Raw genomic sequence first — 16,160 nt, 5'->3', positions numbered from 1 at the left:
GGGCGCCTGGGCTGTGCATGGTACTGCGGCTTGTCAGCGACTCACCAACGATGTCGCCAGCGCATGCAGCGCGGCCAGCAGTTGCGCCACATCGTCGGTGGTGTGCGCGGCGGACAGCGCAATGCGCAGCCGCGCTGTGCCCGCTGGCACGGTGGGCGGGCGGATGGCAGGCACCCACAGTCCTTTGGCGCGCAGGCCTTCCATCACCGCCAGCGCCGCTTCGTTGCTGCCGATGATCAGGGCCTGCACGGGGGTGTGCGACGGCAGCAGGTGCCAGCCCAGCGATGCTGGCAGCGTGGACAGGCCTTGGCGCAGTTGCGCGATGAGTCCGCCCAGGTGCGCGCGCCGGTCGTCGGCTTCCTCCATGAGCTGCAGGCTTTGGCGCAGTGCGCTCGCCAGCAGCGGTGGCGCGGCGGTGGCAAAGATGTAGGTGCGCGTTTTTTGCAGCAGCCATTCGATGAGGGCTGCATCGCCGGCCACAAAAGCGCCCGCCACGCCCGCTGCCTTGCCCAGCGTGGCCATGTACAGCACGCGGCGCGAGGCGTGGGGGCCCGTCAGCCCCGCCTGTGCCAGGCTGCCGCGCCCTTGGGGGCCCAGCACGCCAAAGCCGTGGGCATCGTCCAGCAACAACAGCGCGTCGTAGCGCTCACACAGCGCGAGCAGGGCTGGGATGTCGATGAGATCGCCGTCCATGCTGAACACCGCATCGCTGATCACCAGCTTGCGCCTTGCGGGACTGGCGGCAAGCTGCGCTTCCAGCGCTGCCAGGTCGGCGTGGGGATAGCGGTGGATGGTGGCGCGCGACAGGCGGGCACCGTCGATCAGGCAGGCATGGTTGAGTGCATCGGAGAACAGCGCATCGCCGTCACCCACCAGCGCGGGGATGATGCCGGTGTTGGTGGCATAGCCCGCGTAGAAGTACAGGGCCCGGGGCAGTTGTACATAGGCCGCCAGATCGTGCTCCAGCGCATCGTTGGCAGCGCTGTGGCCGCTGACCAGCGGCGAGCCGCCCGAGCCCACGCCATAGTGGTGTGTGGCCTCGCGCGCGGCTTCGGCCAGCGCAGGGTGGCCGGCCAGGCCCAGGTAGTCGTTGCTGCAAAAGGCCAGCATGGGCCGGCCGTCCACCAGCAGGCGTGCACCGCCGGCGGGCTGCACCACACGGCGGCGGCGCAGCAGGTGGGCGCGTTCGATGTCGGCCAGGCGCGCGGGGATCTCGTCGAGCCACGACGTTTGTGGTGCCGTGGCGCTTGTCATCGCCAGTCCTTGGGCAAATCAAACACCAGACTGCCGGGTTCGGGTAGCTCCTGGTGCGGCACATCGGCCAGCAGCGGTGCACCCAGCCGGGTACGCAGGTAGGCAATGTTGTCCTCCACCGCCTCCATGTCGGGGTCCAACCGGTTGGCCACCCAGCCCGCCAGCGTGAGGCCCCGCGCACGGATGGCCTCGGCGGTCAGCAACGCATGGTTCAGGCAGCCCAGCCGCAAACCCACCACCAGCACCACCGGCAAGGCCAGGGCCTGGGCAAGGTCTGCGCCAGTCAGCGTATCGGTGAGCGGCACATGAAAGCCGCCTGCCCCCTCCACCACCACGGCGTCGGCCTGTGCGGCCAGCGTTTGGTAGCTGGCGACGATGGCAGCGATGTCGATCTGTACACCCGCTCGCGCCGCGGCGATGTGGGGCGAGAGCGGGTCGGGCAGCAGCACGGGGTTGTCCAGCGATGGCGGCACGGCCAGGGTAGAGGCCGAGCGCAGCGCAATCGCGTCTTCACTGGCCCAGTCGTCCCCCCAGGGCACCAGGCCAGCCGCCACGGGCTTCATGCCCACCACGCGGCGGTGGTGGCGCGCCAGAGCGTGTAGCAGCCCGGCGGACACCAGCGTCTTGCCGACACCGGTGTCGGTGCCGGTCACAAAACATCCCATCATCAACTTTCCTCCTGCAGGGTGGCGTTCAGCGCATCAAGCGCGCCGCTGGCAAGGCACTGGACGGCCTCGTCGTCGAGCGCATAGGGCGGCATGGCGTACAGCGTTTTGCCAATGGGTCGCAGCACCAGCCCCCGCGCCATGGCGTGCCGGTGGTAGCGGCGGGAAAAATCGGGCAGCGTGGTGTCCACATCCCAGGCCCAGATCATTCCGAGGCGGCGCGCATGGCGCACACGTGGGTGCTGCGCCAAGGGCGCGCACGCCGCATCGATGTGTTGCGCCAGCGCCTTGTTGGCATTCAGCGCATCCAGCTGGTCGAACAGTTCTAGCGTGGCCAGCGCAGCGCGGCAGGCCAGGGGGTTGCCGGTATACGAGTGCGAATGCAGAAAGCCGCGTGCCACATCGTCGTCGTAGAACGCCGCGTACACCGCGTCGGTGCTGAGCACGGCCGAGAGCGGCAGCGTGCCGCCCGTCAGGCCCTTGGAAAGACAGATGAAATCAGGCCGGATGCCCGCTTGCTGGTGCGCAAACATGGTGCCCGTGCGGCCAAAGCCCACGGCGATCTCGTCCACCACCAGGTGCACCTCGTAGCGGTTGCACAGCGCGCGCGCCAGGCGCAGGTATTCGGGGTCGTGCATCGCCATGCCCGCTGCGCATTGCACCAGGGGCTCCACGATCAGCGCGGCGGTGGTGGCGTGGTGCTCCTGCAACCACGCCTCCAGCGCCGCAGCGGCACGTCGGGCCACGTCCTGGGCTGTCTCGCCGGGGCCTGCGCCGCGTGCATCGGGGCTGGGCACGGTGTCAGCCAGGCGCACCAGGGGCGCGTAGGCCTCGCGGAAGATCGCTATGTCGGTCACGGCCAGCGCGCCCACGGTTTCGCCGTGGTAGCCACCGGCCAGGCCCACAAAGCGGCTCTTGGCAGGGCGGCCGGTGTTGCGCCAGTAGTGCGCGCTCATCTTCAGGGCGATCTCGGTGGCGGCTGCGCCGTCGCTGCCGTAGAACGCATGGCCCAGGCCGGTGAGGGCGGCCAGGCGTTCGGACAGCTCCACCACGGGCGCGTGGGTGAAGCCCGCCAGCATCACGTGGTCCAGATGGCCCAGCTGGTCCACCAGCGCGGCCTGGATGTGTGGGTGGCTGTGGCCGAACAGGTTGACCCACCAGGAGCTGATGCCGTCCAGGTAGCGCTTCCCATCGGTGCCGTAGAGCCACTGGCCCTGCGCGCGGGCAATCGCCACGGGAGGCTGGGCCTCGTGCCGCTTCATCTGGGTGCACGGGTGCCAGACGGCAGCCAGGCTGCGGGCCGCCAGAGCGTCATGGGTCGGCGCCATCGTTACAGGGCCTGCGTGGGCACTGCGTGGCGCAGTTCCGTCTGGCGGTTGTGGTCGTCCACAAACACCAGTTGCGGCTGGTGCGTGGCCACCTGGTCTTCGTGCACCTGGGCAAAGGCCGCAATGATGATGAGATCGCCCACTGCAGCGCGGCGTGCGGCCGAGCCATTCACCGAGATCATGCCGCTGCCGCGCTGGCCCTTGATGGCGTAGGTGACAAAGCGCTCGCCGTTGTTGATGTTCCAGATGTGGATCTGCTCGTTCTCTGCGATGTTGGCGGCGTCCAGCAGGTCTTCGTCGATGGCGCAGGAGCCTTCGTAGTGCAGCTCGCACTGGGTCACGGCCACGCGGTGGATCTTGGATTTGAGCAGGGTGCGGAACATCGGGCTTCCTTGGGTGAAGTCTGTGAACTTTTGGGGGGTGGCCTGCCGGTGGCAGGGCTATGGCCGGTCAGGGCTGTGGAAAGTCCAGCGCGCAGCTGTCGCCCAGCGCCTCGCGCCACACGCGCACGCGGCTCAGGCTGGCGCGCAGGTCGGCGGGCAGTGCCTGGGCGATGAACAGGCACAGGTTCTCCAGCGTGGGTGTGCCCAGGCCGGGCACTTCGTCGAGCATGTGGTGGTCCAGCTGCTCGCGCACCACGGCCAGGCCCTGGCGCAGCAGGCCCAGGTCCAGCACCATGCCTGTGGCGGGGTCGCGCGGGCCGGTCAGGAACACTTCGGCGTGGTAGGTGTGGCCGTGTACGCGACGGCTGCCTTCGGCCTCGATCTCGCGGCGCAGGGTGTGGGCGGCGTCGAAGAAAAAGCGCTGGGAGATGGTGAACAACATACGGGAACCAGAAAAGAAAACCGCGTCACCGGATGCCGGTGAGCTTGTGGGTTTGCAGGCTCAATCGCCATGCAGGGTGGGCCAGGCAGGCGTCAATGCAGGCAGCAGTGTTCTGGCGCTGCAGCAGGCCGTCCATGGGCTGCAGAAAGCGGTGGGTGAACTGCGTGTCCTGCTCCAGCGCCTGCAGGTCAAAGCCGGGCTGGGGCCAGACCAGTTTCAGCTCCTGCCCGCTGCGCTGCACCCACGGGGCACCGGCCTTGGGGCTGATGCACAGCCAGTCGATGCCTTCGGGGGCGGCAACCGTGCCGTTGCTTTCGACGGCGATGCGGAACTGCTGGGCGTGCAGCGCGTCGATCAGCGCTGCATCGACCTGAAGCAGCGGCTCGCCACCCGTCAGCACCACCAGCCGGTGGCCCGCGCCCGCAGGCCATTGCGCAGCGATCAGCTCGGCCAAAGCGGCGGCTGTCTCAAACTTGCCGCCCAGCGTGCCATCGGTGCCCGCAAAGTCGGTGTCGCAGAACTGGCAGATGGCCTGCGCGCGGTCCTGCTCGCGGCCCGTCCAGAGGTTGCAGCCTGCAAAGCGGCAGAACACGGCGGGTGTGCCCGCCTGGCCGCCTTCGCCTTGCAGGGTGTAGAAAATTTCTTTGACGCTGTAGGTCATCGGGCCACCGGTGGTACGAGAAGGGTGGGGGCGGCAGGCGCTGCCACCTCGGGGTAGTCGCGGCTGAAATGCAGGCCCCGGCTTTCGCGGCGCAGCTGGGCGCTTTTCACGATGAGGTCGGCCACCTGCACCAGGTTGCGCAGCTCCAGCAGGTCGCGCGTGACGTGGAAGTGTGCGTAGAACTCCTGGATCTCGCCCTGCAGCATCGCAATGCGGTGCGCGGCGCGCTCCAGCCGCTTGTTGGTGCGCACGATGCCCACGTAGTCCCACATGAAGCGGCGCAGCTCGTCCCAGTTGTGGGAGATGACGACGGATTCATCCGCATCGGTCACGCGGCTGTCGTCCCAGGCGGGAACGGTGGGCAGTTCTGTGGTCGGGGCTGCTGCGATGGCCTGCGCGGCGGCGCGGGCGAACACCATGCATTCGAGCAGCGAGTTGCTGGCCAGGCGGTTGGCGCCATGCAGGCCGGTGCAGGCCACCTCTCCCACGGCGTACAGACCGGGTAGGTCGGTGCGGCCTGCCAGGTCGGTCAGCACACCGCCGCAGGTGAAGTGGGCGGTGGGTACCACGGGGATGGGCTCCTTGGTGATGTCGATGCCCAGCGACGCGCAGTGCGCGAGGATGTTGGGGAAATGTTCCTGCAAAAACGCGGGGCTCTGGTGCGAGATGTCGAGGTGCACGCAATCGAGGCCGTGTTTTTTCATCTCGAAGTCGATGGCGCGGGCCACCACATCGCGCGGGGCCAGTTCGGCACGTGGGTCGTGGTCGAGCATGAAGCGCGTGCCGCCTGCCGAGGGCGGCAGCTTGAGCTGCCCGCCCTCGCCACGCACGGCCTCGCTGATGAGGAAGGACTTTTCGTGTGGGTGGTACAGGCCCGTGGGGTGGAACTGGATGAATTCCATGTTCGCTACGCGGCAGCCCGCGCGCCAGGCGGCGGCAATGCCGTCGCCCGTGGCGGTGTCGGGGTTGGTGGTGTACAGGTACACCTTGCCTGCGCCGCCCGTGGCCAGGATGGTTTGTGGCGCGCGGAAGGTGACGACCTCGTCGGTGTCGCTGTCCAGCGCATACAGCCCCAGGCAGCGGTGGCCCGGCAAGCCCAGCTTGCGCGTGGTGATCAGGTCCACCAGCGTGTGCTGCTCAAACAGGGTGATGCCGGGGGTGCTGCGCACTACGTCAATCAGCGTGCGCTGCACGGCGGCGCCGGTGGCATCGGTCACATGGGCAATGCGGCGGGCGCTGTGGCCGCCTTCGCGCGTCAGGTGCAGCTGGTCGCCTTCGAGCGTGAAGGGCACGCCCAGGCCGCGCAGCCAGGCGATGGACTCGGGCGCGTTCTCGACCACAAAGCGCGTGGTGGCCAGGTCGCACAGGCCCGCGCCCGCGACCAGCGTGTCTTCGATGTGCGCGGCAAAGCTGTCGTCGTCGGCCAGCACGGCGGCAATGCCGCCTTGGGCCCAACCGCTGGAGCCATCTTGCAGCGTGCGCTTGGTGATCACGGCCACGCGGTGCGTGGGCGCCAGGTGCAGCGCGGCCGAGAGGCCTGCGAGGCCGCTGCCTACGATGAGAACGTCGAAGTCGTGGGATGCCATGGCTTGCGGGTATGGAGTAATGCCACGGCCACCGGCCAGGGCGGTGAACAGTGGGAGGCGGCGCTAGGCCGGCGTGTAGGCCAGGCGCACGTAGATGGGGGCGAAGGCTTCGGCCTGCGTGATCTCGATCAGCGTCTCTTTGGCCAGCTCCAGCAGCGCGATGAAGGTCACCACCAACACGGTGCTGCCTTTTTCGGGCTCGAAGAGTTCTTCAAACTCCACAAAGCGGCGGCCCTGCAGGGTCTTGAGCACCATGCTCATGTACTCGCGCACGCTCAGTTCTTCGCGCGTGATCTTGTGGTGCTGTACGAGCTTGGCGCGCTTCAAAATGTCGCGCCACGCCTCCTGCAGCTCCACCACATGCACATCGGGAAAGCGCGGCTGCAGGCTCTGCTCGATGTAGACCTGGGCTTTCAAAAAGTCGCGGCCGTACTGCGGCAGGTTGGCCAGGCGCATGGCGGCCATCTTCATCTGCTCGTATTCAAGCAGGCGGCGCACCAGCTCGGCACGCGGGTCTTCGGGTTCCTCGCCGCCTTCCTGCTTCTTGGGCGGCAGCAGCATGCGCGACTTGATCTCGATGAGCATGGCCGCCATCAGCAAATACTCGGCCGCCAGCTCCAGGTTGCGGCTGCGGATCTCGTCCACATACGCCAGGTACTGCTTGGTCACCCCCACCATGGGGATGTCGAGAATGTTGAAGTTCTGCTTGCGGATCAGGTACAGCAGCAAGTCCAGCGGGCCTTCAAAGGCTTCGAGGAAGACTTCGAGCGCGTCGGGCGGGATGTACAGGTCCTGCGGCAGCGCAAACAGCGGCTCGCCATACAGGCGCGCCAGGGCCACCTGATCGACCACATCGGGCATGCCGGCTCCATCCAGCGAGGGCGCGCCGGGCGAGTCTGCCGCTTCGGCTGCGTTCGCGGTGGTCATGATCTGCTATTGAATCAGTAGCTGCCAGCGCAATAAATACCTGCGCTTGTGGCTAAAAACATGCTCAATCGGCGTTGGTCTGGTACACGTAGGGCTTCTGGGGCACCTGGGCGTCGCGGTACTCGCCCCAGATCTTGCGGTCCACTTGCTTGTCCCACAGCAGGGCACGGCCGGCTTGCTGCTGCTGGTCCAGCTCGGGACGGCTTGCTTTGAGCTGGTTGATGAACTGAGTGGCGTCGGATTGGTAGTCGGGGCGGCGGAAAATAGACATGGACTGTGAACTCTTTCTTGGAACGCGTCAGGCACAGTGATGCACCGAAGGTCCAAGATTTTACCGGGACGAATTTATGCGCTTGATATATCGCTCGGCCGCCCTGGCGGCGGCCACTTTTTCCCTGCTGGTGCTTGCCGCCTGCGACCCGCAACGCATCAGCGAGCTCAAAGAGGGCGTCTCGACCGAAGCCGACGTGCGCGACCGCTTCGGCGCCCCCGAGAATGTGTGGGACGAGCCCGGTGGTGCACGCACCTTCGAATACAACCGCCAGCCTGCTGGCCAGGTCAACTACATGATCACCATCGGCCCCGACGGCCGCATGAGCGCGCTGCGTCAGGTGCTCACACCCGAAACCTTTGCCCGCGTGTCGCCCGGCATGCGCATGGACGAGGTGCGCCGCCTGCTGGGCAAGCCCGCCAAGGTCACGCCCTACGAGTTGAAGAAGGAGACCTGGGCCGACTGGCGCTACCTGGAGGCACCCAACCAGTCCAAGGTCTTCACGGTGGTCTATGGATCCGACCAGTTCGTGCTGCGCACGCAGACGGGCGCCGACACGGAGGCGCCGGAGTTCAAGGGCGGGAAGTAGCGGCATCTTCGCGCACTGGCCCGCTCTGGCCCGCACTGGCGCGTTGCTTGCTTCTCATCTTGCAGACTGACCGCTGGATGCGCGCCGGGCTGCCCCCAAGTTCCTAGTGCTCCACCGGCGGAAAGCCTCCGCGCCTTTGCCACGCCCCCCATCGCTGAACGCCCATGTCCGATACCCCGCCCACCGCCAACGACACTGCCCCGCCGCTGTCCGCCCTGCGCCATGGCGCCTTTGAAGATGCCCAGGCCCTGTTCGCAGGCACCTTGTTTGTGGCCATGGCGCTCATGCTGTTCAACCAGGCGGGGCTGCTGGTGGGCGGCACGGCGGGCGTGGCGTTCTTGCTGCATTACGTCACCAGCATTTCGTTTGGCAAGCTGTTCTTTGTGGTCAACCTGCCGTTCTATTGGTTTGCCTGGACGCGCATGGGGCGCGAGTTCACGATCAAGACCTTTGTCTGCGTGGGCCTGCTGTCGCTGCTGACCGAGCTGTTCCCGCACGTGATGCATGTGGACTATCTCAACCCGCTGTTCGCCTCGCTGCTGGGCGGGCTGTTGCTGGGCACGGGCTGTCTCTTTCTGGCACGCCACCGCTCCAGCCTGGGCGGGGCCACGGTGGTGTCGCTGTACTTGCAAGGCCGCTACGGCATGCGTGCGGGCAAGGTGCAGATGATGATTGACGGCACCGTGGTGCTGCTCGCGCTGTTCGTGGTGCCGGTGGAGCGGGTGGCGTATTCGGTGCTGGCAGTGCTGGTGATGAGCGGGTTCCTGTGGATCAGCCACCGGCCGGGCCGCTACGTGGGCCATTGAGAAAGAGAGCCACCCGCACGGTGGCTGAGCGCCTCGTCCGCTGAACAAGACCCTGGGGTTCTGGGCCCCGCCCAACGCCTTCGGGCCATTCCATTCCCTGCGTCAACCCTGCTTCAGTGGGGTGCGCTTGCGCGTCCTCCCGCCATAGAGTTCCAGGCACCCCGCCTGCATCCGCACGGGGGAGCCGGACCCGTCTGTGCCTCCCGAGGGGTGAAGCGTCCACCCCCCGTTCACAGACCCGGAGACCCCTGATGTATCGAAATTTTTCCGCCACGGCCGAGGCCCTGCGTGCGAGGCTTGCCGGTGCGGCCCGGACGTTGTCCCTGGTCGTGGCTGGCGCCCTGGCAGCTTGTGGCGGTGGCGGAGACTCTGCCGGGCCACCGCCTCCACCCCCACCACCTTCCGTTGTGCAGCATCCGGTAGGGGGCACGGTGACGGGGCTGACGGGCACGCTGGTGCTCGCCAACGGAACCGGTGCGGAAGTGACCATCACGGCCAGCGGCAGTTATGTCACCAACGTTGCGCAGGGGCAGACTTACAACATTGTTGTGCGCACCCAGCCAGTGGGCCAGACCTGCGCGGTGGAAAACGGCACGGGCGTGGTGACGGGCCCTGTCTCCAACATCCGGGTGACCTGCACCACCAACACCTATGCCGTGGGTGGGACCGTCACGGGCCTGGCGGGCGCATTGAGGCTGCGGCTGAACGGCGCTGCAGATCTGCTGCTGACAGAGAACGGCGCTTTCCGGTTTGAATCTCTGGTCTCTCACGGTAGCGCCTACGCGGTCACGGTGGTGGCGCAGCCTGGGGATCAGGCTTGCTCGGTCGAAGCTGGCACCGGAGTCGCCGTGGCGCTGGTCACCCAGGTGAGGGTGCTCTGCAGCACGATCTATACCCCGCCTCCGCCACCGCCCCCACCGCCGCCAGCTCCCCCTGCACCGGGTGGCCTGGGCATCGGCTACGGAACGAAGGCGCTGGTTTTCTCGTGGACTTCGGCGCCGGGTGCCACCAGCTACACGGTGTACGAGGACCCGGATGGCGCAGGTCCATTGACACCCGTGCAGATCGGATCCACCACTTCCACGGGGCTGACCTATGCCGTACCCGTGCTGCTGCATCTGCGGCTGAATGCCACCTATACCGTGCAGGCCTGCAATGCGGGGGGCTGCAGTGCCCCGTCAGCTTCTGTGGCGGCCGACATGGTGCGCGCCGTGGGGTACTTCAAGGCATCGGCGACCACCGTCGAAGGCCGGTTTGGCAACCGCGTGGCCTTGTCCAGCAACGGCACCACCCTGGCTGTGGGGGCGTATGGAGAGGGAGGCAACACCGGGGCGGTGTACGTCTTCACGAAGAGCGGCGCCACGTGGTCGCAGCAGGCACGCATTACGGCTCCCAACGGCGAGGCCAACGACTATTTCGGCAATGCCGTGGCGCTGTCGGCCGACGGCAACACGCTGGCCATTGGCGCGGATGGCGAGAGCGGCGACCAGAAGGGCACGTTTGCGACCATGCCCGCCACCAACAACCTGGCCAGCAGCTCAGGCGCTGTCTATGTGTATTCGCGCGCTGGTGCGGTCTGGTCGCAGCAGGCATTCATCAAGGCGAACAACGCGGATGCCGACGATCTTTTCGGCTCGTTCGTCGCCCTCTCGAACGACGGCAACACCCTGGCAGTCGGGGCATACAATGAGGATGGCGACCTGACCGGAACACACGGCAATGCCGCCTATGCTGCGTCTGGTGCGGCCTACGTCTTCACCCGCACGGGCACCAGCTGGGCGCAGCAAAGCTACCTCAAGGCGTCCAACGCGGGTGCGGGAGATTTCTTCGGCATCTACCTCAGCCTGTCGGGCGCGGGAGACACTTTGGCGGTGGGCGCGTTCTTCGAGCGCAGCGCCCTGGCGAGTGATCCGGCGGACGACACCCTGGCCAACGCCGGTGCGGCCTATGTGTTCCAACGCAATGCAGGGGCGTGGTCGCAGCAGGCCTACCTGAAGGCCCCCAACCCCCAGGCACAGGACCGCTTCGGTGTGTCGGTCATCTTGTCGGGCGACGGCAACACGCTGGCGGTTGGCATGGATGGAGACAGCAGCAACTACACCGGCACCTTCGTCGTGCCGCCGCCCAGCAACACCCTGGCACTCAACTCTGGCGCGGTGTTTGTGTTTATTCGCGCAGGTGGCGTCTGGCAGTCACAGGCGTATTTGAAAGCCTCCAACACCCGTACGCCCCATCGTTTCGGCAACAACCTGGCCATGTCCAGCGACGGAAACACGCTGGTGGTGCCGTCATACCGCGACGACAGCAATGCGCGCGGATTCAATGGTGACCAGGCCAACACCGCGGCCGCAGATGCTGGCGCTGTGCTGGTGTTCCGCCGCAGTGCGGGCACCTGGGCGCAACAGGCCTACCTGAAGGCGCCCAACACCGGCCCCGGTGACCGGTTTGGTGGCCGTGTGGCGATATCGGGGGACGGCACTACGCTGGCCGTGGGTGCGTCCACCGAAGACAGCGGATCGACTGGCATTGGGGGCAACCAGGCGGACGAAAGCAGCACCAACGCGGGCGCGGTGTATCTGTACTGAGCGCTTGCTGAAGAGCAGTCGTCACCGGGCTGCCCTGTTCTCATTCGGCGCATTGGGGGGCTCAGCGCCCCCCCCGGTAACCTTGACCGTCGCTGTATTTACCGGCCCTGCGTGCCTTACCGCACCCGCATGCCCGGCGTGGCGCCCGGCCAGGGGTTGAGCACGTAGATGCCGGGGTTGGCCTTTTCATCGCCATGGCTGGCGGCCAGCACCATGCCTTCGCTCACGCCAAACTTCATCTTGCGTGGGGCCAGGTTGGCCACCATCACGGTGTGTTTGCCCACCAGGTCTTCAGGCTTGTAGGCGCTGGCAATGCCGGAGAAGACATTGCGCGTGCGGCCTTCGCCCACGTCCAGCGTCAGGCGCAGCAGCTTGGTGGAACCTTCCACCGGCTCGCAGTTCACGATCAGCGCGATGCGCAGGTCGAGCTTGGTGAAGTCGTCGATGGTGATCGTGGGGGCCAGCTCTTCGCCGCCGGGTGCTGCTACGGTTTCTGTAGCTGTTTGGGCTTGTGCAGCGGGCGCAGGGGGCTCAAACAATGCCTCAAGCTGCTCGGGCGTCACGCGCTGCATCAGGTGTTTGTAGGCCAGGATCGCTTCATCAGCTGGACGATGCGAAGTCAGCGGGCGGTGGATGGCCTTCCAAGAGCTTGTGGATGCTTTGAGGAAGCCCAATGCTTGCTCAGCCACTTGCGGGAGTATTGGGCTGAGGTAAATCGTGAGAATCCGAAACGATTCAAGCGCCACGCTAAGAACCTCATGGGCACTTGGCGATTCGGGGAATTTTTTGAGCATGTCCCAGGGGGCTTGTTCATGAACGTACTTGTTCACAACGTCTGCTAAGGCCATGACCGTTTTGGTTACTTTCCCAAAATCTCGTGCTTCGTAGTACTCCGCAATTGCTGCCTCTGCAGCTTCAACTTGCTTGATGACGTCGTGTGCGCCCGCGCCACTCAATCCGTGGTCGCGAATCTTTCCTTCAAAGTACTTGTGCAGGAGTGGTGCCGCGCGGCTGGCAATGTTCACGTATTTGCCAATCAAATCGCTGTTCACCCGCAGCATGAAGTCTTCGGCGTTGAAGTCGATGTCTTCGTTGCGCGCGCTCAGCTTGGCCGCCAGGTAGTAGCGCAGCCATTCGGCGTTCATGTTCAGGCTCAGGTACTTGAGCGGGTCCAGGCCCGTGCCCCGGCTCTTGCTCATCTTCTCGCCGTTGTTCACCGTGAGGAAGCCGTGCACGAACACATTGTTGGGCGTCTTGCGGCCGCTGAAGTGCAGCATGGCGGGCCAGAACAGGGTGTGGAAGGTGACGATGTCCTTACCGATGAAGTGGTACTGCTCCATGGCCGGGTCGGCCATGTAGGCGTCGTAGCTTTCGCCGCGCTTTTCCAGTAGGTTCTTCAGCGACGCGAGGTAGCCCACGGGCGCATCGAGCCACACGTAGAAGTATTTGCCCGGCGCGTCCGGGATCTCGATGCCGAAGTAGGGTGCGTCGCGGCTGATGTCCCAGTCGCCCAGGCCTTCGCTGGTGGTGCCGTCGGGGTTGGTGCGGACGGTGAACCATTCCTTGATCTTGTTGGCCACCTCGGGCTGCAGCTTGCCGTCCTGCGTCCAGTTCTCCAGAAACTCCACGCAGCGCGGGTCCGAGAGCTTGAAGAAGAAATGCTCGGAGTGCTTGAGTTCGGGCTTGGCGCCGGAGAGGGCCGAGAAGGGGTTGATCAGGTCGGTGGGGGCGTACACGGTGCCGCACACCTCGCAGTTGTCGCCGTACTGGTCCTTGGCGTGACACTTGGGGCATTCGCCCTTGATGTAGCGGTCGGGCAGGAACATGTTCTTCTCGGGGTCGAAGAACTGCTCGATGGTGCGCACCTCGATCAGGCTGCCGTCAGCACGGTCGCGCAGGTCGCGGTAGATCTGGCGGGCCAGGTCGTGGTTTTCGGGCGCGTCGGTGCTGTGCCAGTTGTCAAAGCTGATATGAAAGCCATCCAGGTACTGCTTGCGGCCGGCAGCGATGTCGGCCACGAACTGCTGGGGCGTCTTGCCGGCCTTTTCGGCGGCAATCATGATGGGCGCACCGTGGGTGTCGTCCGCACCCACAAAGTTGACCGCGTTGCCCTGCATCCTTTGGTACCGCACCCAGATGTCGGCCTGGATGTATTCCATGATGTGGCCGATGTGGAAGTTGCCGTTGGCATACGGCAGGGCGGTGGTAACGAAGAGTTTGCGGGCGGAGGTCGTCATGAAAAGCGGCTTTCTCAGGCGGAACCCGCGATTTTAGGGGGTTGTGGTATGTCTGGCCGCGTGAGGCTTTGGGGCAAGCGACGGATACCACCCCGCCAATGGCAAAATTTCAAGCGGCACGCGAGTCGCCCCCTGGCCCTGGAAAAATCCAGCGGCGTCTTTCTCCAACTCTTGCGCAGTCTTTGCGGTTTTTCAGGTCTTCAACATGTCGTGTCCGTGTGCTGGTTGGGTCGTCTCGCGAGTGAGTTTGCGAAAGTCGTTGTACACGTGGCTGTTGAGCTTGTCATTCAGCGCTGTGCCGTCGCTCGCGGCGCCCGTCGTTACCACCGTCGCCGAGGATTCTTTTTCCTACGCCAACAACATATCGCTGGTAGGGCAAAACGGGGGCACTGGATGGACTGGAGCCTGGGTTTCTGACAGTATTTCGTTCACCGATTTTTTTACGAACTCTGTGGGGCTGTCGGTGCCGGGTTTGGCAGGCGCAGGGGGTAAGGTGGTGTACCGGGCCGGGTCGCAGCTGAATGATGCTGCGCGAGACTTGCCGTTGCAAAACTCCGGTGTTCTTTTCGTGCAGTTCGTCTCGCAGTTTGGCACCCAGTCTGGCGGCGGCACGCCGAACCTTCGTTTCATCAATGCAGGTGTAACTACGGGTGCAGTGGGCAACAACGGTGCATGTGGCAGCCCCGTATATGCCATTCTTGACAACACTTTGCAGCCAGTGGCCGGCGCGTGCAGCGCAGTGGCGCTCAATACCCTCAGCGCCGTGGTGCTGCGCATTGACTACACAGCCAATCTGACCCAAATGTGGGTGCTGTCCAGCTTGTCGGGATTCGATTACTTGAATCCGCCAGCTCCCTCGGCGTCTTATGCCGGTTTGTCACCAGCATTCCAGCGTATTGCGTTTTATAGCCGCAGCCCTGCCAGCATTGATGAACTGAAAGTGTTTCGGGTGACGGCTCCACCCTCTGCGCCCTCTCCGGTGCCCGGACTGTCGGGTGAGGGTGTTGGAGTCCTGGCGGCGTTGCTGGCGCTGGCGGCCGTGTGGCGCGGGGCGAGCAGGTTTCGCCGCCGGTAAGCGGTTGCTTCGGCGGGCACCTCTCAGGTGTGGTGCCGCATCTGCACCTCGGCACCGGTATCCGTCCATCCAAAAAATTGGCACACCTCGGCCCGCATGGCCAGGGTGTCGGTCCGGCCCAGGGCCATCAGCTCCTGCGTGTAGCCGGACTCGAACAGCAGGTAGCTGGCCAGCGCCGCGCCGCGCACATCGGCCATGTTGGACGTGACGCCCAGGGCGCCCAGCATGGTGCGCACGGGCGTGGGCAGGTCGCCCACGTGGCGCGCAGCCACGGCATCCAGGCGCTGGGATGGCGCAATCACCAGCAGCTCGATGGGGCGCAGTGCGCTGTGCAGGCGCTTTTCTTCGGGGATGAGGGACAGGGTCTGGTTGATGCGCTGCACGCGCTCCACATCCACGGCCAGCGCATCCAGAAAGATGTTGGACAGCGCATGCCCCGCAATCTGCGCCAGCGTGGGGTAGGTGGCCGTGGGGTTGGCAGCGGCATCTCCCTTGGGCTCGTGCATGCGGCCCGCGCCGATCACCAGGATGCGCTCGGCCCCCAGGTGAATGGCCGGAGCAATGGGCGCCGACTGGCGCATGGAGCCGTCGCCGAAATATTCGACGTGGTCATCCACCTCGATGCCCTTGGCCGGAAAGATGAACGGAATGGCCGAGGATGCCAGCAGATGCTCGTGCGTGATGCGGTCGCTGGCCGCTTTGCGCTGCGAGCGCACCCAGGGCTTGACGGGTGCGGCGGCTTCAAAAAAGGTGACGTGTTCGCCCGAGCTGTAGCTCGACGCTGTGACGGCAAGCGCTGTGAGATGCCCTTTGCGGATCAGCCGGGGCAGGCGCACCAGCGGCACCATCTTGACCAGCAGTTTTTCGAGCGGGGTGTTGTCCAGCAGCGACTTGGGCCGCATGCGCCGCCAGCGCGCCAGCGCCCAGCCCAGCGACACCAGCGTGAGCCAGCGCGCGCCGCTGCGCATCACGCTGAGCGAGTCGGCGCCATACACCTGGCTGGCATGGAACTGCCGCCACACGCGTGCAATGCGGCGTACCGCACGGTCAAAGTGGTCGGCTCCGCAGGCCAGGGCGGCTGCGTTGATGGCCCCCGCCGAGGTGCCGGTGATGATGGGAAAGGGGTTGGGGCCGCCGCCTTCGCCACAGGCCTGGCGCAGGTCGGCAATGGCTTCCAGCACGCCCACCTGGTAGGCAGCGCGGGCACCGCCGCCGGTCAGCAGCAGGCCCGTGGCGGGTGTGGCGGGAACGTTGCCAGGGGCTGCGGTAGAGGTTGTGGGGGGCATGGACGGTGGGGCTGTGTAAGGCTCCCAGTGTGGAGGGGCGCCCGGGCGCAGCTCATGTGGGAAAA

15 protein-coding genes are annotated in these 16,160 nt (G+C 65.6%); 4 read left to right on the top strand and 11 right to left on the bottom strand.

The window, feature by feature from the left end; genetic code table 11:
- Window positions 1–33: 33 nt before the first annotated feature.
- From bioF to N4G42_RS18995, 9 genes are all read right to left on the bottom strand, one after another.
- A complete protein-coding gene (gene bioF / locus N4G42_RS19035) occupies window positions 34–1,254 on the bottom strand; it encodes an 8-amino-7-oxononanoate synthase (RefSeq protein ID WP_260668301.1) in 1,221 nt (406 codons plus the stop codon).
- A complete protein-coding gene (gene bioD / locus N4G42_RS19030) occupies window positions 1,251–1,922 on the bottom strand; it encodes a dethiobiotin synthase (protein WP_260668300.1) in 672 nt (223 codons plus the stop codon). Before bioD ends, bioF begins: the two co-directional genes overlap by 4 nt.
- Window positions 1,922–3,247, bottom strand: a complete 1,326-nt coding sequence (bioA, locus tag N4G42_RS19025; protein ID WP_260668299.1) for an adenosylmethionine--8-amino-7-oxononanoate transaminase — start codon at window positions 3,245–3,247, stop codon at window positions 1,922–1,924. The genes bioD and bioA overlap by 1 nt, the downstream gene beginning before the upstream one ends.
- 2 nt (window positions 3,248–3,249) lie before the next feature.
- Window positions 3,250–3,630, bottom strand: coding sequence for an aspartate 1-decarboxylase (gene panD / locus N4G42_RS19020; protein WP_260668297.1), 381 nt, complete (start codon window positions 3,628–3,630; stop codon window positions 3,250–3,252).
- A gap of 67 nt (window positions 3,631–3,697) precedes the next feature.
- Window positions 3,698–4,072 (bottom strand): 6-pyruvoyl trahydropterin synthase family protein, encoded by a 375-nt coding sequence (locus tag N4G42_RS19015; protein ID WP_056058569.1) that lies wholly within the window; start codon window positions 4,070–4,072, stop codon window positions 3,698–3,700.
- Window positions 4,073–4,097: 25 nt separating this feature from the next.
- Entirely contained in the window at window positions 4,098–4,733 is a 636-nt protein-coding gene (gene queE, locus N4G42_RS19010) for a 7-carboxy-7-deazaguanine synthase (protein ID WP_260668296.1), read from the bottom strand.
- Window positions 4,730–6,319, bottom strand: coding sequence for an L-aspartate oxidase (gene nadB, locus N4G42_RS19005; protein ID WP_260668295.1), 1,590 nt, complete (start codon window positions 6,317–6,319; stop codon window positions 4,730–4,732). Before nadB ends, queE begins: the two co-directional genes overlap by 4 nt.
- Before the next feature lie 63 nt (window positions 6,320–6,382).
- Window positions 6,383–7,246, bottom strand: a complete 864-nt coding sequence (locus N4G42_RS19000; protein WP_015015446.1) for a segregation and condensation protein A — start codon at window positions 7,244–7,246, stop codon at window positions 6,383–6,385.
- Between the two features lie 64 nt (window positions 7,247–7,310).
- Window positions 7,311–7,517 (bottom strand): DUF3460 family protein, encoded by a 207-nt coding sequence (locus tag N4G42_RS18995; RefSeq protein WP_015015445.1) that lies wholly within the window; start codon window positions 7,515–7,517, stop codon window positions 7,311–7,313.
- A 76-nt stretch (window positions 7,518–7,593) separates the two neighbouring features.
- Here N4G42_RS18995 and N4G42_RS18990 point away from each other — a divergent pair, with 76 nt between their 5' ends.
- The 3 genes from N4G42_RS18990 (at window position 7,594) to N4G42_RS18980 (ending at window position 11,497) form a co-directional block, all read left to right on the top strand.
- Window positions 7,594–8,106 (top strand): outer membrane protein assembly factor BamE, encoded by a 513-nt coding sequence (locus tag N4G42_RS18990; RefSeq protein WP_260668293.1) that lies wholly within the window; start codon window positions 7,594–7,596, stop codon window positions 8,104–8,106.
- 164 nt (window positions 8,107–8,270) lie between these two features.
- Window positions 8,271–8,912, top strand: a complete 642-nt coding sequence (locus N4G42_RS18985; RefSeq protein ID WP_260668292.1) for a YitT family protein — start codon at window positions 8,271–8,273, stop codon at window positions 8,910–8,912.
- A 251-nt stretch (window positions 8,913–9,163) separates the two neighbouring features.
- On the top strand, window positions 9,164–11,497 hold the full coding sequence (locus N4G42_RS18980; protein ID WP_260668290.1) for an integrin: 2,334 nt from the start codon (window positions 9,164–9,166) through the stop codon (window positions 11,495–11,497).
- A gap of 116 nt (window positions 11,498–11,613) precedes the next feature.
- Here N4G42_RS18980 and metG read toward each other — a convergent pair whose 3' ends face one another.
- Window positions 11,614–13,734, bottom strand: a complete 2,121-nt coding sequence (gene metG / locus N4G42_RS18975) for a methionine--tRNA ligase (RefSeq protein WP_260668289.1) — start codon at window positions 13,732–13,734, stop codon at window positions 11,614–11,616.
- Between the two features lie 274 nt (window positions 13,735–14,008).
- Between metG and N4G42_RS18970 the strand changes: the two genes are divergently transcribed.
- Window positions 14,009–14,809, top strand: coding sequence for a hypothetical protein (locus tag N4G42_RS18970; protein WP_260668288.1), 801 nt, complete (start codon window positions 14,009–14,011; stop codon window positions 14,807–14,809).
- A 23-nt stretch (window positions 14,810–14,832) separates the two neighbouring features.
- Here N4G42_RS18970 and N4G42_RS18965 read toward each other — a convergent pair whose 3' ends face one another.
- The gene (locus tag N4G42_RS18965; protein ID WP_260668287.1) at window positions 14,833–16,095 is read right to left on the bottom strand and encodes a patatin-like phospholipase family protein; all 1,263 of its coding nucleotides are present in this window, start codon (window positions 16,093–16,095) and stop codon (window positions 14,833–14,835) included.
- Between the last annotated feature and the right edge of the window lie 65 nt (window positions 16,096–16,160).

Origin of the sequence: Acidovorax sp. K2F, from assembly GCF_025246485.1 — a bacterium.
Classification (GTDB): Bacteria; Pseudomonadota; Gammaproteobacteria; order Burkholderiales; family Burkholderiaceae_C; genus Acidovorax; species Acidovorax delafieldii.
This window is presented reverse-complemented; position numbering and strand designations above follow the sequence as displayed.